The following is a 15,958-nucleotide window of genomic DNA, read 5'->3' as shown; positions in this document are numbered from 1 at the left end:
GGCGATCAGTCGCGTCCGGTCGGCCCGAAGTGTCGGAGGTATCGGTGACCTCGGGCTGGTGCTGGCGAACGGTTGCCGCTTCCGGCATCAAAACACCGTTACCTATGTCGGAAGCGGCAACCGTGCTTCGGCCATCACGTCCGGGCGAGCCTGGTGGGCGTGGCGCGAGGGAGGGTCCGGGGGTGATGCGCGAAGATCGTCGGTGAGGTCGGCAATCCGGGAGGTTTCGTGCGGACGCGGGTGCTGCTCGGTTTGGGTGCGGTGCTGCTCCTGGTCGTCGGGGCAGCCGGCGGTTACGCCTTTCGCGGCACGCAGGGGGGCGAGGAACCGCCGGCCCGGGGTTCGCTCGCCGAGGGCGTCGGCGATCCGTACTACCCGGACGCCGGGAACCGGGGCTACGACGTCGGCGGCTACGACCTCCAGCTGCGCTACGACCCGGCCACCGACCAGCTGGACGGTCGGGCCACGATCACCGCGACGGCCACCGAGAACCGCGAGTGGTTCAACCTGGACCTGCGGGTGCCGGCCAGCGCGGTCACCGTGGACGACCGGCCCGCCGCGATCAAGCAGGAGGCCGGCGAACTGCGGGTCACCCCGGAACGCCCGCTGACCTCCGGCCGGCCGTTCACCGCCGTGGTCACCTACGCCGGCGTGCCGTCGACGATCAAGGACGGCGACGGCCCGCCGTGGGTGCGCTCGCCGGACGGCGCGCTGGTGGCCGGCGAGCCGGAGGCCGCCGCCTGGTGGTTCCCGTCCAACGACCACCCCACGGACAAGGCGACCATGTCGGTCGCCATCACGGTGCCCGAGGCGGTGCAGGCGATCTCCAACGGCACGCTGCTCGGAGATCCCGAACCGGTCGAGCCGGGGTGGCGGCGCTGGCACTGGCGTTCCACTACCCCGATGGCCTCCTACCTGGCCTTTCTCACCGTGGGCAAGTACGACATCGTGCGCCGGGACACCCCGTTCGGCCCGTTCCTCGCGGCCTATGCGGCGAACCTGGACCCGCGCGTCGCCCAGGTCGCGCGGGCCTCGGTGGACCGTTCCGCGCAGGTCGTGGGCGTGCTCTCCGACGTGTTCGGGCCGTACCCGTTCGACGGCATCGGCGGCGTGGTGCCGAACGTCTGCGACTTCACCGGAGCGCTGGAGAACCAGGGCCGGCCGGTCTACGGGCCGACCAGCTTCCGGGTGGACGTCGACGTCAGCATCATCGTGCACGAGCTGGCCCACCAGTGGTTCGGAGACAGCGTCTCGGTGCGCACCTGGGCGGACATCTGGCTGAACGAGGGCTTCGCCAGCTACGCCGAATGGCTGTACCGGGAGCGCACCGGCGGCCCGTCGGCGCGGGACATCGCCAACCGGACCTACGACTGCCAGTTCGGCAACGCGCGGTTCTGGCAGGTGCCGCCGGGCGCGCCCGGCAAGGACAACATCTTCCACGCCGCCGTGTACGGCCGGGGCGCGATGGCGCTGGCCGCGTTCCGCGCGCGGGTCGGTGACCAGGCATTCTTCACCACGCTGCGCACCTGGCTGGCCGAACGGCGAAACGGCAACGGCACGGTGGCGGACTTCCTGGCCACCCTGGAGCGGGTGTCCGGCAAACCGGTCGGCGACGTCGCCCAGACCTGGCTGTACGCGAACACCCGCCCGCCGGCCCCGCCGGCCTAGTGCCGTCCACACGATCTGACCGATCGTTCGGTCGTTTGACGCGCTAGCATGGGCGGATGAGCAGCCCGGAGAACGCGCCCGTCCGGCTCGAGCGGGACCAGCAGAACGCAGCCGTCGCCGTGGTCACGCTGAACCGCCCGGACCGGCGCAACTCGCTCACCGTGGAGCTGAAGGAAGCCCTGGCCGGCGCGCTGAGCGAGGTCGCCGACGACCCGGGTGTGCGGGCCGTGGTGCTGACCGGCGCCGGCAAGTCGTTCTGCGTGGGCCAGGACCTCGGGGAACACGCCGAGGCGCTGCGCGCCGACCCGGCCACCGCGTTCGACACCGTCGACCGGCACTACAACCCGATCGTCCGCGCGCTGGCCGGCATGCCGAAACCGGTGGTCGCGGCGATCAACGGCGGGGCGGTCGGCGCGGGTCTGGGCTTCGCGCTGGCCGCCGACCTGCGGATCGCCGCCGAGGGCGCCTCGTTCGGCACCGCGTTCGCGGCGATCGGGCTGACCGCCGACTCCGGGCTGTCCGCGAGCCTGGTGCACGCCGTGGGCGCGTCCCGGGCCGCCGAGCTCCTGCTGCTGGCCGAACCGTTCGACGCGGAGAAGGCACTGCGGCTGGGCCTGGTACGCGCGGTGGTACCCCCGGCGGAGCTGTTGCCGGCCGCGCTGGACCTGGCCCGCCGCCTGGCCGCCGGGCCCACCGCCGCCTACGCGGAGATCAAACGGGGCATCGCGCTCGGCGCGGTCGCCGGGCTGGACGAGACGCTGGCCGCCGAGGGTGCCGCGCAGGCCCGGCTGGGCCTCACCGGCGACCACGCCGGCGCCGTCGAGGCCTTCCTGGCCAAGCGGCGCCCGGTCTTCGAGGGCAAGTGAGCGAGCCCGCCACCCGCACCCGGCGCGCGCGGGACGGCGCCCGGCGGGCGGTCTACGACGCGGAGTCGCTGCTCGCGGTCGCCGTCGCCGAGTTCAACACCCGGGGCTACGACGCGACCAGCATGGAGCACCTGTCCAAGGCCGCCGGCATCACCAAGTCCTCCTTCTACCACCACGTGAGCGGCAAGGAGGAGCTGCTGCGCGCCGCGCTGGCCCGGGCATTGGACGGGCTGTTCGGCATCCTGGACGAACCGGACGCCGGGCGGGGTACGCCGCTGGACCGGCTGCGGTACATCGTGCGCCGGCAGGTGCAGGTGCTCACCGGCGACCTGCCCTACGTCACGCTGCTGCTGCGAGTGCGCGGCAACACCGAGACCGAACGCTGGGCGCTGGACCGCCGGCGGGCCTTCGACGCGGCCATCGCCGCACTGGTCACCGAGGCGGCGGCGGCCGGCCAGGTGCGCGCGGACATCTCGCCCGGCATGGTTGCCCGGTTGCTCTCCGGCACGGTCAACTCGATCATCGAGTGGTACCGGCCGGAGCGCGGTGGCCTGCCGGACCTGCCCGACGACGTGGTCCGGGTCGTCTCGGAGGGGATACTCGGACAGACCTGACGCCTCGTCGGCGACACGGCATAACTTATACGGTTGATAGGGCGCCCCGATCGTGCTTGCCTGGTGCCCGCTTTGGGGCGTGCTTGGGGGGCGCGGTGGATCGGACCGGGATGTCGGCCGGAGTCGTCACGGCCGTCGACCATCTCCGCGAGCTGGCCGGTCCCCGGCTCTACCTGCGCAACCCCTTCCGGTTGACCGGCCTGCCGACGGACGTCAACCGCCGCGTGGTGCGCGCGGCGCGGCAGCGGGTGGAGTCCGGCGGCGTGCCCGCGCCGGCGTCCGGCGAGTTGGCGGTGCCGGCGACCGAGGCCGAGCTGGTCGCCGCGCTGGAGGAGCTCGGCGATCCGGGTCGGCGCATCGTCGGCGAGGTCTTCTGGCTGTGGGGCACGGACAAGCCCCGGTGCGGGTGCACCGGAGAGTTCCACGCCGAGCACGACGAGGCGGTCCGGGCGCACGCCCTGGCGCTCGACCTGGAGGCCGAGCCCGAGGAACGGGAGGTCGCGGACGCGCTCTGGCTGGCCGCCGCGAAGCTGTGGAGCGAGCTGCTCCGGCGCGCCGAGTTCTGGGAGCACCTGCGGTACCGGGTCGCCGACCTGGAGGACGACGGCCTGGACCAGACCGTGCTCGCCGCGCTGCACGCCGAGTTGCCGCGCGCACTGGTGATGCCGCTGGCCGTGCTGGCCGCCGGATCCGACGAGCCCGAGCGGCTGGTCGCGCACGCCCGGCGCTGGGAGGTCGGCGCATCGGTGCTGGATGAGGCGCTCGCCGGGGCGGCCGAACAGCACCCCGTCGCACCGGAGGCCGGCGCGGATTCCCCGCAACCCTCCTCGGACCCGGAGGTGACCGAGGAACCCGCCGCGGGACCGAATTCCGCTGCGGGACCGAATTCCGGCGGGGAACCGAATTCGGCGGGGGAGCCGAATACGGCCGCGCAGCCGCATTCCGCCGCGGAACCGGAGCCGGTTGCGGAACCGGCGCCGGTCGCCGAGCCGGAGCCCCCGGTGCGGGCCACCCCTAAGCCCTGGTCGCCCGTGCCGAGGCCGTCCCCGCCGGAGCCGCTCGGCGGCGGGCCGGTGCTGCCGAGGCAACGCGGCACGGAACCCGCCGAGACGCCGTTCCAGCCCTCCACCCCGGAGCACCGGCCGGTGGCCTACCCGCCGGCGGAGTCCTTCGCGGACGCGGCGTTCCAGCGCGAGCGGTACCGGCCGGAGGCCTATCACGTCGAGCGGTTCCCCACCGACGTCTTCGCCACGCCGGACTTCAACCAGCCGGCGCGCCGGCGGCGGTCCGGCGGGATGATGGGCTTCTACCTGGCCCTGCTCACGGCGGCCATCCTGATCGCCATCGTCATCCTGGTGCTGGCCTGAACTGTGCCGTGAGGGCGTCCCAGTCCTCGCGGCGGGCCATCCACCGGGTGGTCCCGCCTTCTTGCGCGCGCCGTCCCCACCCCTCCAACCTGATCAACAGCTCGCCGAAGGTAGCGCGGGCGGCGGCTTCCCGGGGTTGAAACGTGCGTCGTTCCGAGGCAGAATACCAACCAACCGAACATTCGGTTCACAACGAGGAGGCGCCGTGACCACCACCGAACGGCGTGGCGAGACCGAGCTGTCCGCCGGGTTCGAAGAGATCGTCGCCGCCGACCAACGGGTCGAGCCGAGGGACTGGATGCCGGACGCGTACCGCGCCACGCTGGTCCGGCAGATCGCCCAGCACGCGCACTCCGAGATCATCGGGATGCAACCGGAGGGGAACTGGATCCTGCGCGCGCCCAGCCTGCGGCGCAAGGCGATCCTGCTGGCCAAGGTGCAGGACGAGGCCGGCCACGGGCTCTACCTCTACGCGGCGGCGGAGACCCTCGGCGTGGACCGCGAGGAGCTCACCGAGAAGCTCATCGAGTCCCGCCAGAAGTACTCCTCGATCTTCAACTATCCGACGCTGACCTACGCGGACATCGGCGTGATCGGCTGGCTGGTGGACGGCGCGGCGATCTGCAACCAGGTGCCGCTGTGCCGCTGCTCCTACGGCCCCTACGCCCGCGCGATGATCCGGATCTGCAAGGAGGAGTCCTTCCACCAGCGGCAGGGCTACGAGCTGCTGATGACCATGATGCGCGGCACCGACGCGCAGAAGGCCATGGTCCAGGAGGCGACGAACCGCTGGTGGTGGCCGTCGCTGATGATGTTCGGCCCGCCCGACGCCGACTCGCCGAACACCCGGCAGAGCATGGCCTGGGGGATCAAGCGGCACACCAACGACGAGCTGCGCCAGCGGTTCGTGGACATGACCGTGCCGCAGGCCGAGGCGCTGGGCGTCACGCTGCCCGACCCGGAGCTGCGCTGGAACGCCGAGCGCGACGCCCATGACTATGGCGAGCCGGACTGGGTGGAGTTCAAGTCGGTGATCTCCGGCGGCGGCCCGTGCAACACCCAGCGCCTGGCCCGCCGCCGCCGGGCGCACGAGAGCGGCGCCTGGGTCCGCGAGGCGGCCGCCGCCTACGCGGCCAAGCAGGAGGTGCACCCGTGAGTGAGAAGTCTGCCCATAGCCACACTCGCCACTCACGGGGCCAGCGCAACTGGCCGTTGTGGGAGGTCTTCGTGCGGGGCAAGCGCGGGCTGAACCACGTGCACGTGGGTTCGCTGCACGCGGCCGACGCGGAGATGGCGCTGCACAACGCGCGGGACGTGTACACCCGGCGCAACGAGGGCGTGAGCATCTGGGTGGTCAGGGCGGCCGACATCACCGCGTCCAGCCCGGCGGAGAAGGACCCGTTCTTCGCGCCCTCGGCGGACAAGGTCTACCGGCACCCCACCTTCTACGACATCCCGGAGGAGGTGCCGCACCTGTGAGCGCGGAGAAGGTTTACGACGAGCTGGCCGAGGCGCACGGCGGGGACGAGCACTGGGCCTTCGGTACCGGGTTCACCGACGCGGGCGTGCAGATCGACGCGCCGGTGCCGGACGGGGCGGGCCCGGCGGAGCTGGCCGAGTACTGCCTGATGCTCGGAGACGACGCGCTGATCTACGCTCAGCGGCTGTCCGAGTGGGTGGCCAACGCGCCGGAGCTGGAGGAGGAGGTCGCGCTGGCCAACACCGCGCTGGACCTGCTCGGCCAGGCGCGGTTGCTGTTGTCACGGGCCGGCCACCTGCTCGGCCGGACCGAGGACGAGCTGGCGTACTGGCGGTCCGACGCCGAGTTCCGGCACGTCAACCTGGCCGAGCTGGGCGACGGGGACGACTTCGGCGTCGCGGTCGCCCGGCTGCTGATCTTCGCCAGCTGGCGGCTGGCGGTGCTGCACCGGCTGCGTGACTCGCGCGATCCGGTGCTGGCCGCGGTGGCCGCCAAGGGGGTCAAGGAGCTGGCCTATCACCGGGACTACGCGGCGCGCTGGACGTTGCGCCTCGGTGACGGCACGCCCGAGTCCCACGACCGGATGCGGGCCGCGCTGGACTACGCCTGGCCCTATCTGGCCGAGCTGTTCCGGGTCAGTGAGCCCGAGCGCCGGCTGGCCGCCCAGGGCGTCGCGGTGGACCCGGCGGAGGTCGAGGCCGAGGTGCGCGAGGTGCTGGGGCGGGTGATCACCCGCGCCACCCTGGAGGTGCCGGAGCGGACGCCGATCGGCACCATCGGCGGGCGCGGCGGCCGCCAGGGCGTGCACACCGAGCACCTCGGCCGGGTGCTGGCCGAGATGCAGAGCCTGGCCCGCCAGCACCCGCAAGCCACCTGGTAGTTCGGGAAGGCCTCCGTCCGGTTGCGGGGGTTTTCCGCTGCCCTTAATGTACTGATTACTCAATATATTGGGGGCGAAGGCAACGGTGCGATCGGTCGGACGGCCACCCAAGGAGGTGCCGCAGGGGGAGGCCACCCGGAAGCGGATCCACCAGGTGGCCGTCCGGCTGTTCGCCGAGCGGGGCTACCACGGCACCGGGGTGGCCGAGATCGGCCGGGCCGCCGGGGTACGCCAGGGCGCGCTCTACTACCACATCGGCTCCAAGGAGGAGCTGCTGTTCGAGGTGCTCAAGCGGCACGTGGCGGAGTCGCTGCGCGGCGAGTCGGCCATCGCGGACGGCGACCGGCCGCCGGCGGAGAAGCTGCGCCTGCTGATCACCCATCACGTGGCCACGATCGCCGATCGCCGCGACGACGTGGTGATCTACCTGCGGGAGCAGGACAAGCTGACCGGCGAGCGGGCCGATGAGCTGCAGCGGCTGCGCGAAGAGGTGGAGTCGGTGTGGTGGCGGGTGCTCCGGGAGGGCATGGCCGCCGGGGTTTTCCGGCCGGTGGAGCGGGTCGAGGTGAACGGCCTGCTGGGGTTGGCCAACTCCGTCTTCTACTGGTACCGGCCGAGCGGCCCGCTCGAGCCGGAGGAGATCGCCGAACGGTTCTTCGCGCTGGCCGCGCACGGGATCACCATCTGAGGGAGAACGAATGGAGTTCCAGGACAAGGTTGTGCTGGTCACCGGCGGCAGCCGGGGCATGGGCCGGCGGATGGTCGAGGCGTTCGCCGAGCGCGGCGCGCACGTGGTGATCGCCAGCCGGAAGCTGGACGCCTGCGTCGAGCTGGCCGAGTCGGTGCGCGCGGAACACGGCGTGCGCGCGTTGCCGGTGGCCGCGAACGTGTCCAGCTGGCCGGACTGCGACGCGCTGATCGACGCTGTATACAACGAGTATGGCCGGGTCGACGTGCTGATCAACAACGCCGGGCTGTCCCCGCTCTACCCGAGCCTGGACCAGGTCTCCGAGGCGCTGTTCGACAAGGTCATCGGGGTGAACCTGAAGGGGCCGTTCCGGCTGTCCTCGGTGATCGGTACCCGGATGGCCGAAGGGGACGGCGGCGTGATCATCAACGTCAGCTCCATCGCCGCCATCCGGCCCGGCCCGCACGAGCTGCCCTACGCCACCGCCAAGGCCGGCCTGAACGTGATCACCGAGAGCATGGCGCGGGCGTTCGGCCCGAAGGTGCGGGTCAACTGCATCCAGGCCGGCCCGTTCCGCACCGACATCTCCAATGCGTGGCCGCCGGAGGCGTTCGAGCGGATCGAGCGGACCTTCGCGCTCGGCCGGGTCGGCGAGCCGGAAGAACTGGTCGGGGCGGCGCTGTACTTCGCCTCGGACGCGTCCTCCTACTGCACCGGCGCGGTGCTGCGGCTGGACGGCGGCGCGCCGTGAGGGGGGTCACCTACCGGGGGCCGTCCTCGGTCGAGGTCCGTTCGGTGCCCGACGCGGCGCTGCCGGACGAGCATGGCGCCGTGGTCGCGGTCGACCTGGCCGGCATCTGCGGCAGCGACCTGCACATCTACGCCGGGCACGGGTTCAGCCCCGACACCGGCTACTGCCTGGGGCACGAAGCGGTCGGCCGGGTGGTCGAGCTGGGCCGCGCGGTCACCGGGCTGGCGGTGGGCGACCGGGTGCTGGTGGCGGCCTCGGTCGGCTGCGCGTTCTGTGCGGAGTGCCGGCGGGGCCGGGTGTCCAGGTGCGCGGCGCCGCCGGTGGCCGCCGGCACGGTGGCCTGCTACGGGCTGAGCCACGCGCTGCCCGGCAGCCAGGCCGAGGCGGTCGCGGTGCCGCACGCGGCGACCAACCTGATCCCCGTCCCCGACGGGCTGTCCGACGAGGACGCGGTGGTGCTCACCGACAACGCGCCGACCGCCTGGTACGGCGCCCGCCGGGCGCGCATCCAGCCGGGCGACTCGGTGGTCGTGGTCGGGCTGGGGCCGGTAGGCTTGATGTGTATACAGGCGGCATACGCGCTGGGTGCGGCCAGGGTGTTCGGCATGGACAAGGTGCCGGACCGGCGCGACCGGGCGGCCGCGATGGGCGCCGAACCGGTCGCGCCGCCGGAGGGCCCCGACCCGGACCGGGGCAGCGCGGCCAAAGCGGGCAAGGAGGCGAAGGCGGCAATCCGGGCGGCCACCGGCGGCGGCGCGGACGTGGCCTTGGAGGCGGTCGGCGCCGACGCCAGCATCGACCTGGCCATCGGCGCGGTCCGCACCGGCGGCCGGGTGAGTGTGGTCGGGGTCAGCCAGAACAAGGCGTTCCCGCTGCACATGCCGGCGGCGCAGGTCCGCGAGCTGGAGTTCGCCATCGGCCTGTGCTCGGTGCAGTACGAGCTGCCCACCCTGCTCGCCCTGACCGCCGCCGGCCGCCTCCGCCCCGCCGAAGTGGTGACGCACCGCTTACCCCTATCCGAGGCCGCCGAAGGCTACCGCCTAATGTCCACCCGCTCAGCCGGCGTCAGCAAAGTAGTCCTCACCCCCTAAACCCATATCGCGGGTTTCCCCAGCCCATGTCGCGGGTTTGTCCGCACTGTGTCGCGGATTTGTGCTCCGGCCCGCCGGTTCGGGTGGGGCAGGTTTGGCCGACGACTTGGACGGTGGGGCAGGGTGCCCTGCCCCGGTTCGGCGCCGGGCCACCGAGCGCCAACTACGGACAGCAACTAATTCGTCATCATCGAGTTCGACACCAGCCTGGTTCGATTTTTGAGCAATCAGACTGACGTGGACCTCGACACGACGCGCCGGCCGATCCGACCCGCAGTGCCCGCCAGCCGCGGCAGGCGGCTCGCAAGCCACGGCAGACCGCCGCTCCGCGCCGTCCAAGCTGCTGCCGAACCTGCCCGTTCCGAACCGGCGGGCCGGAGCGCAAAATCCGCGACACAGTGCGGACGAATCCGCGACATGGGCTGTGAAAACCCGCGATATGGGCTGGGGAAACCCGCGATATGGGCTGGGGAGACCCGCGATATGGGGTTAGGTGAGGGTGCGTTTGATGCGGCTTGGTGACAACGCTCGTTCTATGCCCAGGACTGTGGCGCCGGCCAGGCCGGCGTACTCGCCCAGCGTGGACGTGGTGAGGACCAGGTTGCGGGTGGCCAGGGGGAGGGCGCGTTCGTAGACGACGGCGCGGATGCCGGCCAGGAGCTCGTCGCTCGCGGCGGTGAGCGAGCCGCCGATGGTCACCCGGGCCGGGTTGTAGAAGTGGACCAGGGTGGCCACCACTTCGCCGATCAGCTCGGCGGCCTCCCGGACCAGGCGCACCGCGACCGGGTCGCCGTGCGCGGCCAGCGCGCGGACGTCGGCGATGGTGGCGGGCTGCGCCGGTAACCGGCCGGCGATGGCCGACGCGGAGGCGACCGCCTCGATGCAGCCCACGTTGCCGCACACGCACCGGATGTCCGGGCCGCCGCGCACCCGGATGTGCCCGATGTCGCCGGCCGAGCCGTCCGCGCCGTGGTGCAGCTCGCCGGCCCGGGTGATCAGCCCGCCGCCGATGCCGGTGCCCACCTTGACGAACAGCAGCGGCGCCTGGTCCGCCGGCAACGAACGCGCCTCGCCGAGGGCGCGCAGGTTGACGTCGTTCTCCAGCATCACCGGGCATTCGAACTCCCGGCGCAGCCGGCCGGACACCGGGTAGGCGTGCCAGCCGGGCATGATCGGCGGGCGGACCGGCATGCCTTGGCGGGTGTCCACCGGCCCGGGGACCCCGATCACCATCGCTCGTGCCGGCCCGGGCAGCCGGGCGCGGAGCTTGCGCAGCGACGCCTCGACCACGTCCAGCACCGGGTCCGGCCCGTCCGCGATCTCGCAGTCCACGTGGGTGTGCGCGAGCAGGCGCTGGCCGAGGTCGACCACGGCCAGGTGGGCACCGTGTGCTCCCAGGTCGGCGACCAGTACGTGGCCGCCACCGGGGGACAGGCGCAACCGCTCGGCCGGCCGGCCGCGGCCGACCGGCGGAGGCGGGTTCGCGTCGAGCTCCAGCAGATGCCCGGCGAGCAGCTGGTCCACCGCGTTGCTCACCGTGGTGCGCGCCAACCCGGTGGCGATCACCAGGTCGGCCTTGCTGGCCGCCGCGCCCGAGGCGAGCAGCCGGGCGAGGGTGCTCAGGAGAACGGCCGAACCGTTCCGCGCGGCGTCCGTCGGCGGGTTCAGGCGTAACAGGGGCAACACCGGCAACTCGAGAATCGTCTTCCTCTTTTCGCCGGATTAATAACCAGGTGAAACATTATTCCGTCGTTGTGCGGCATTGGTCAACCGCCGAAACTGCATGCGTGTCGAAGGAGCCACCGGTGGAACTTCTGCGTATGCGCGGTGTATGCAAGCACTTCCCCGGTGTGCGCGCGCTGGACGGCGTGGACCTGGACGTGGCCGCCGGCGAGGTGCACTGCCTGCTCGGCCAGAACGGCGCCGGCAAGTCCACCCTGATCAAGGTGCTGGCCGGCGCACACAAGCCGGACGGCGGCGAGCTGTACTGGTCCGGCGAGCTGGTCAACTTCGACAACCCGCACGCCGCCGACGCCGCGGGCGTCGCCGCCATCCACCAGGAGCTGGACCTGGTGCCCGGGCTGAGCGTGGCGGAGAACATCTTCCTCGGCCACGAGCCGGCCCGGCTGGGTTGGGTCCGGCGGCGGGAGGCGCACCGGAAGGCCCGCGAGCTGCTCACCCGGCTGGGTCACCCGGAGATCCCCACCCACCGCGAGGTCGGTGACCTTCCGGCGGCCGGACAGCAGATCGTCAGCGTGGCCCGCGCGCTTTCCCGCAACGCCGAGCTGATCGTGATGGACGAGCCGTCGGCCGTGCTGGACCCGGCCGAGGTGACCAACCTGTTCCGGGTGATCCGCGAGCTGACCCACGCTGGGGTCGCCGTGGTCTACATATCGCACCGGCTGGACGAGATCCGGGCCATCGGCGACCGCCTCACCGTGCTCAAGGACGGGCGCACGGTGGCCCGCAACCTGCCCGCCGCCGACACCTCCACCGAGCAGGTCATCCGGCTGATGACCGGCCGGGCGCTGGACCAGCCGGCCCGGTCCGCGCCGGGCGGCGCCCGACCGCCCGGCGGGTTCGCGCTGGAGGTCGACGGGCTGGGCCGCGACGGCGAGTTCGCTGACGTCAGCTTCCAGGTGCGGGCCGGGGAGATCGTCGGGCTGGCCGGGCTGGTCGGATCCGGGCGCTCGGAGATCCTGGAGACGGTCTACGGCGCCCGCCGTGCCGGCGCCGGAACGGTCCGGGTGCGCGGCAACCCACTCGCCCCCGGCTCCGTGCCGGCCGCCGTCGAAGCCGGCGTCGGGCTGTGCCCGGAGGAGCGCAAGGGCCAGGCCCTGATCCTGCACGAGTCGGTGTACCGGAACGTCTCGCTGCCGGTGCTGGACCGGTTCGCCCGCGCCGGCTTCCTGGCCGAGGACGCCGACCTGGCCGAGGCCGCGCGCACCACGGAACGGCTGGACGTGCGGCCGGCCGACCCGACCGCGCCGGTGCGCACCCTTTCCGGCGGCAACCAGCAGAAGGTGGTGCTGGCCCGCTGGCTGCTGGCCGGCTCGCGGGTGTTGTTGCTGGACGAGCCGACCCGGGGCGTGGACGTCGGTGCCCGCGCGGAGATCTACTCGCTGATCCGGGACGCGGTGGGGCGGGGTGTGGCCGTGGTGCTGGTGTCCAGCGACATCCCCGAGGTGCTCGGGCTGGCCGACCAGGTGCTGGTGGTCGCGGACGGCCGGGTGGTGCACCGCGCGCCGGCCGCCGAGCTGGACGAACAAAGCGTGCTCGACCTGGTGATGCAGGGGGAGCGGGCATGACGCGCGCGAACGTACCTCCCGCGAAGGAGACCGCCCGGGCCGGCCATCCAGCCGACCCCGACGACGTGGCCGGCCCGACCCGGCCCGGGCGGTTCTCCGTGTCCCGGCTGCCCCGGCACAACCTGGGCCTGGTCGGGGTGCTCGCCGCGCTGGGCGTGATCGGCGTGCTCACCGCGCCGACCTTCCTCAGCGCCGGCAACCTGCTGACCATCCTGACCTCGGCGTCGATCATCGGCGTGCTCACCGTCGGGGCCACCTTCGTGATCATCGGCGGGGGAATCGACCTTTCGGTCGGCAAGGTGATGGCGCTGGCCTCGGTGTGGGCGACCACGGTGGCCACGCAGTCCTACGGGCCGGTGGTGATGGTGTTCTGCGCGCTGGTCGTCGGCGTGGGTGCCGGGCTGGTCAACGGGCTGCTCATCTCCTACGGGCGGATCGTGCCGTTCATCGTCACGCTGGCCATGCTCATCTCCGCGCAGGGCCTGGCCGAGCGGATCTCCGGGAAGCGCAGCCAGATCGTCACCGACCCGGTGATCGCCGGCATCGCCAGCACCCGGCTGCTGGGCATCCCGCTGCTGGTCTACATCTTCGCCGTGGTGGTGGCGCTGGGCTGGGTGCTGCTGAACCGCACCACGTTCGGCCGGCGCACCTTCGCCATCGGCGGCAACCCCGAGGCGGCCCGGCTGGCCGGCATCGACGTGCGCCGGCACACCGCCGCGCTGTACGCGGTGTCCGGGCTGTGCTGCGGCATCGCCGCGATCATGATCGCCTCGCTGACCACCACCGGGTCCAGCACCCACGGCACGCTCTACGAGCTGGACGCGATCGCGGCGGTGATCATCGGCGGCACGCTGCTCTCCGGCGGCCGGGGCACCCTGATCGGCTCCATCCTCGGCGTACTGGTGTTCACCACGATCACCAACCTGTTCGTGCTGAACAACCTGGAGACCGAGGTCCAGAACATCGCCAAGGGCGCGATCATCGTCGCCGCCGTGCTGGTGCAGAGGAGGACACGTGCTACGTAGGGGATTCCTGGCCGGTGCGGTCGGGGTGGGAGCCGGGGTGGCACTCACCGCTTGTACGAGCAACACACCGGCCGGCAACAACGCCGCGCCCGCCCCGGGTGCCGCCGCACCGGCCGGAAACAATGCGGCTCCGGGCCGCCCGGTGACCATCGGGTTCTCCGCGCCGGCCGCCGACCACGGCTGGATCGCGGCCATCGCCAAGAACGCCCAGGCGCAGGCCGGGCAGTACCCGGACGTCACCTACCAGCCGGTGAACCCGACCAACGACATCACCCAGCAGATCGCCGCCGTGGAGACACTGATCAACAAGAAGGTGGACGCGCTGGTCATCCTGCCCAACGACGGCAGCCAGCTCACCTCGCTGGGCCGGCGCGCCATGCAGGCGGGCATCCCGGTGGTCAACCTGGACCGCATCTTCGACACCCCGCTGGCCTACCGCTGCTGGATCGGCGGGGACAACTACGGCATGGGCGTGAGCGCGGGCAACTACATCGCCAACCGGCTTCGCGAGCGGAACGTCGCCCAGCCGGTGATCGGGGAGATCGCCGGCATCGACAACCTGCCGCTCACCCAGCAGCGCAGCCAGGGCTTCAAGGACGCGCTGGCCAGCTTCGGCTTCTCCGTGGGGCCGCGCCAGGCGGCCGACTTCACCGCGCAGGGCGGCCAGCGGGTCGCGGCCAACCTGCTGCAGGCCGCGCCCCGGCTGGACGCGCTGTGGAACCACGACGACGACCAGGGCATCGGCGTGCTCGCCGCCATCCAGCAGGCCGGGCGCTCCGAGTTCTTCATGGTCGGCGGGGCCGGCTCGTCGAACGCGATGCAGGCCATCCAGGCGGACAACACGGTGCTGAAGGCGACGGTCACCTACAGCCCGACCATGGCTTCCTCGGCGATTTCCCTGGCTCGCCTGGTCGCCCAGCGAAGGGGGCTGGGCGACCTGGTCGAGCACGAGGTGCCGGCGTCGATCACCCTGGCCTCGGCCACGGTGACCAAGGACAACGTCGGTGAGTACCTGCCGTTGGGCTTCGAGTCCTGATGGGCGCTTCGGTACTCGGCGTGGGCATGGTCGGCTACGCGTTCATGGGGGCGGCGCACTCGCACGCCTGGCGGTCGGCCGCCCGGTTCTTCGACCTGCCCCTGACCCCGGAGCTGACCGCGCTGTGCGGGCGCAACCGGGCGGCGGTGGACGCGGCGGCGGACCGGATGGGCTGGGCGTCGGTGGAGACGGACTGGCGGGCGCTGCTGCGCCGGGATGACATCGCGCTGGTCGACGTGTGCACCCCCGGCGACACCCACGCGGAGATCGCCATCGCCGCACTGGCCGCCGGCAAACACGTGCTGTGTGAGAAACCCCTGGCCAACAGCGTCGCCGAGGCGCGGGAGATGGCCGCCGCGGCCGCCCACGCGGCGGAACGCGGGGTGCGCAGCATGGTCGGCTTCTCCTACCGCCGGGTGCCCGCGCTGGCGCTGGCCCGGCGGCTGGTGGCGCGGGGCCGGATCGGCGAGGTGCGGCACGTGCGGGCGTCCTACCAGCAGGACTGGCTGGTCGACCCGGAGGCGCCGCTGGTCTGGCGGCTGCGCAGGGAGGCGGCCGGGTCGGGCGCGCTGGGTGACATCGGCGCGCACATCGTGGACATGGCCCAGTACCTCACCGGCGACCGGCTGACCGGGGTGTGCGCGCTCACCGAGACGTTCGTGAAGGAACGCCCGCTGCCGGTGGGTGCCGCGGCCGGCGGTCTGGCGGCCGGCGGGGTCAGCGCGGAACGCGGTGCGGTGACCGTGGACGACGCGGCGCTGTTCCTGGGCCGGTTCGCCGGCGGCGCACTGGCCTCCTTCGAGGCCACCCGGTTCGCCACCGGCCGGAAGAACGCGCTGCGCATCGAGCTGTCCGGCAGCCTCGGCGCGCTGGCCTTCGACCTGGAGTCGATGAACGAGCTGGCCTACTACGACAACACCGAGGACCCGGAGACCGCCGGCTTCCGGCGCATCCTGGCCACCGAGCCGACCCATCCCTACGTGCACGCCTGGTGGCCGCCCGGGCACCTGCTCGGCTACGAGCACACCTTCACCCACCAGGTGGCCGACCTGGTTTCCGACATCGCCGCCGACCGTGACCCGACCCCGTCCTTTGCCGACGGCCTGAACGTGCAACTGGTGCTGGACGCGGTCGCCCGCTCGGCGGACGGCGGCGGCGCCTGGCAGCCGATTGGGAGTGAGTGA

General features: G+C 72.4%; 15 protein-coding genes. 14 read left to right on the top strand and 1 reads right to left on the bottom strand.

All coding sequences use genetic code 11. The annotated features are described in order from the left end of the window. Window positions 1-228 precede the first annotated feature (228 nt). From ABEB12_RS34130 to ABEB12_RS34085, 10 genes are all read left to right on the top strand, one after another. The gene (locus ABEB12_RS34130) at window positions 229-1,668 is read left to right on the top strand and encodes a M1 family aminopeptidase (RefSeq protein WP_185063748.1); all 1,440 of its coding nucleotides are present in this window, start codon (window positions 229-231) and stop codon (window positions 1,666-1,668) included. 56 nt (window positions 1,669-1,724) lie between these two features. Next, window positions 1,725-2,534, top strand: coding sequence for an enoyl-CoA hydratase-related protein (locus ABEB12_RS34125; RefSeq protein WP_185063749.1), 810 nt, complete (start codon window positions 1,725-1,727; stop codon window positions 2,532-2,534). Next, complete coding sequence (locus ABEB12_RS34120) at window positions 2,531-3,148, top strand: TetR family transcriptional regulator (protein ID WP_185063750.1); 618 nt, start codon at window positions 2,531-2,533, stop codon at window positions 3,146-3,148. Before ABEB12_RS34125 ends, ABEB12_RS34120 begins: the two co-directional genes overlap by 4 nt. Before the next feature lie 110 nt (window positions 3,149-3,258). After that, a complete protein-coding gene (locus ABEB12_RS34115; RefSeq protein ID WP_185063751.1) occupies window positions 3,259-4,515 on the top strand; it encodes a hypothetical protein in 1,257 nt (418 codons plus the stop codon). A 238-nt stretch (window positions 4,516-4,753) separates the two neighbouring features. Next, the gene (gene paaA / locus ABEB12_RS34110; RefSeq protein WP_345703386.1) at window positions 4,754-5,671 is read left to right on the top strand and encodes a 1,2-phenylacetyl-CoA epoxidase subunit PaaA; all 918 of its coding nucleotides are present in this window, start codon (window positions 4,754-4,756) and stop codon (window positions 5,669-5,671) included. Next, window positions 5,668-5,994 carry a 1,2-phenylacetyl-CoA epoxidase subunit PaaB gene (gene paaB, locus ABEB12_RS34105; protein WP_185063753.1) on the top strand — a complete coding sequence of 109 codons (327 nt, stop codon included), beginning with the start codon at window positions 5,668-5,670 and terminating at the stop codon, window positions 5,992-5,994. Before paaA ends, paaB begins: the two co-directional genes overlap by 4 nt. Then, complete coding sequence (gene paaC, locus ABEB12_RS34100) at window positions 5,991-6,875, top strand: 1,2-phenylacetyl-CoA epoxidase subunit PaaC (protein ID WP_185063754.1); 885 nt, start codon at window positions 5,991-5,993, stop codon at window positions 6,873-6,875. The genes paaB and paaC overlap by 4 nt, the downstream gene beginning before the upstream one ends. Before the next feature lie 85 nt (window positions 6,876-6,960). After that, on the top strand, window positions 6,961-7,563 hold the full coding sequence (locus tag ABEB12_RS34095; protein WP_185063755.1) for a TetR family transcriptional regulator: 603 nt from the start codon (window positions 6,961-6,963) through the stop codon (window positions 7,561-7,563). Between the two features lie 10 nt (window positions 7,564-7,573). After that, a complete protein-coding gene (locus tag ABEB12_RS34090; protein ID WP_185063756.1) occupies window positions 7,574-8,314 on the top strand; it encodes a glucose 1-dehydrogenase in 741 nt (246 codons plus the stop codon). Continuing rightward, window positions 8,311-9,405, top strand: a complete 1,095-nt coding sequence (locus tag ABEB12_RS34085; protein WP_185063757.1) for an alcohol dehydrogenase catalytic domain-containing protein — start codon at window positions 8,311-8,313, stop codon at window positions 9,403-9,405. Before ABEB12_RS34090 ends, ABEB12_RS34085 begins: the two co-directional genes overlap by 4 nt. A gap of 489 nt (window positions 9,406-9,894) precedes the next feature. On the opposite strand, the gene ABEB12_RS34080 is transcribed toward ABEB12_RS34085, so the two are convergent. After that, a complete protein-coding gene (locus ABEB12_RS34080) occupies window positions 9,895-11,091 on the bottom strand; it encodes an ROK family protein (protein WP_345703385.1) in 1,197 nt (398 codons plus the stop codon). 134 nt (window positions 11,092-11,225) lie between these two features. Between ABEB12_RS34080 and ABEB12_RS34075 the strand changes: the two genes are divergently transcribed. The 4 genes from ABEB12_RS34075 to ABEB12_RS34060 are packed head-to-tail and all read left to right on the top strand — an operon-like array spanning window position 11,226 to window position 15,958. Beyond that, window positions 11,226-12,713 carry an ATP-binding cassette domain-containing protein gene (locus tag ABEB12_RS34075; protein ID WP_185064629.1) on the top strand — a complete coding sequence of 496 codons (1,488 nt, stop codon included), beginning with the start codon at window positions 11,226-11,228 and terminating at the stop codon, window positions 12,711-12,713. Beyond that, entirely contained in the window at window positions 12,710-13,738 is a 1,029-nt protein-coding gene (locus ABEB12_RS34070) for an ABC transporter permease subunit (RefSeq protein WP_185063759.1), read from the top strand. The genes ABEB12_RS34075 and ABEB12_RS34070 overlap by 4 nt, the downstream gene beginning before the upstream one ends. Next, entirely contained in the window at window positions 13,728-14,774 is a 1,047-nt protein-coding gene (locus ABEB12_RS34065; RefSeq protein ID WP_185063760.1) for a substrate-binding domain-containing protein, read from the top strand. The genes ABEB12_RS34070 and ABEB12_RS34065 overlap by 11 nt, the downstream gene beginning before the upstream one ends. After that, window positions 14,774-15,958, top strand: a complete 1,185-nt coding sequence (locus ABEB12_RS34060) for a Gfo/Idh/MocA family protein (RefSeq protein ID WP_185063761.1) — start codon at window positions 14,774-14,776, stop codon at window positions 15,956-15,958. Before ABEB12_RS34065 ends, ABEB12_RS34060 begins: the two co-directional genes overlap by 1 nt.

This window comes from Actinospineispora eucalypti, assembly GCF_039543365.1.
Taxonomy (GTDB): domain Bacteria; phylum Actinomycetota; class Actinomycetes; order Mycobacteriales; family Pseudonocardiaceae; genus Pseudonocardia; species Pseudonocardia eucalypti.
This window is presented reverse-complemented; position numbering and strand designations above follow the sequence as displayed.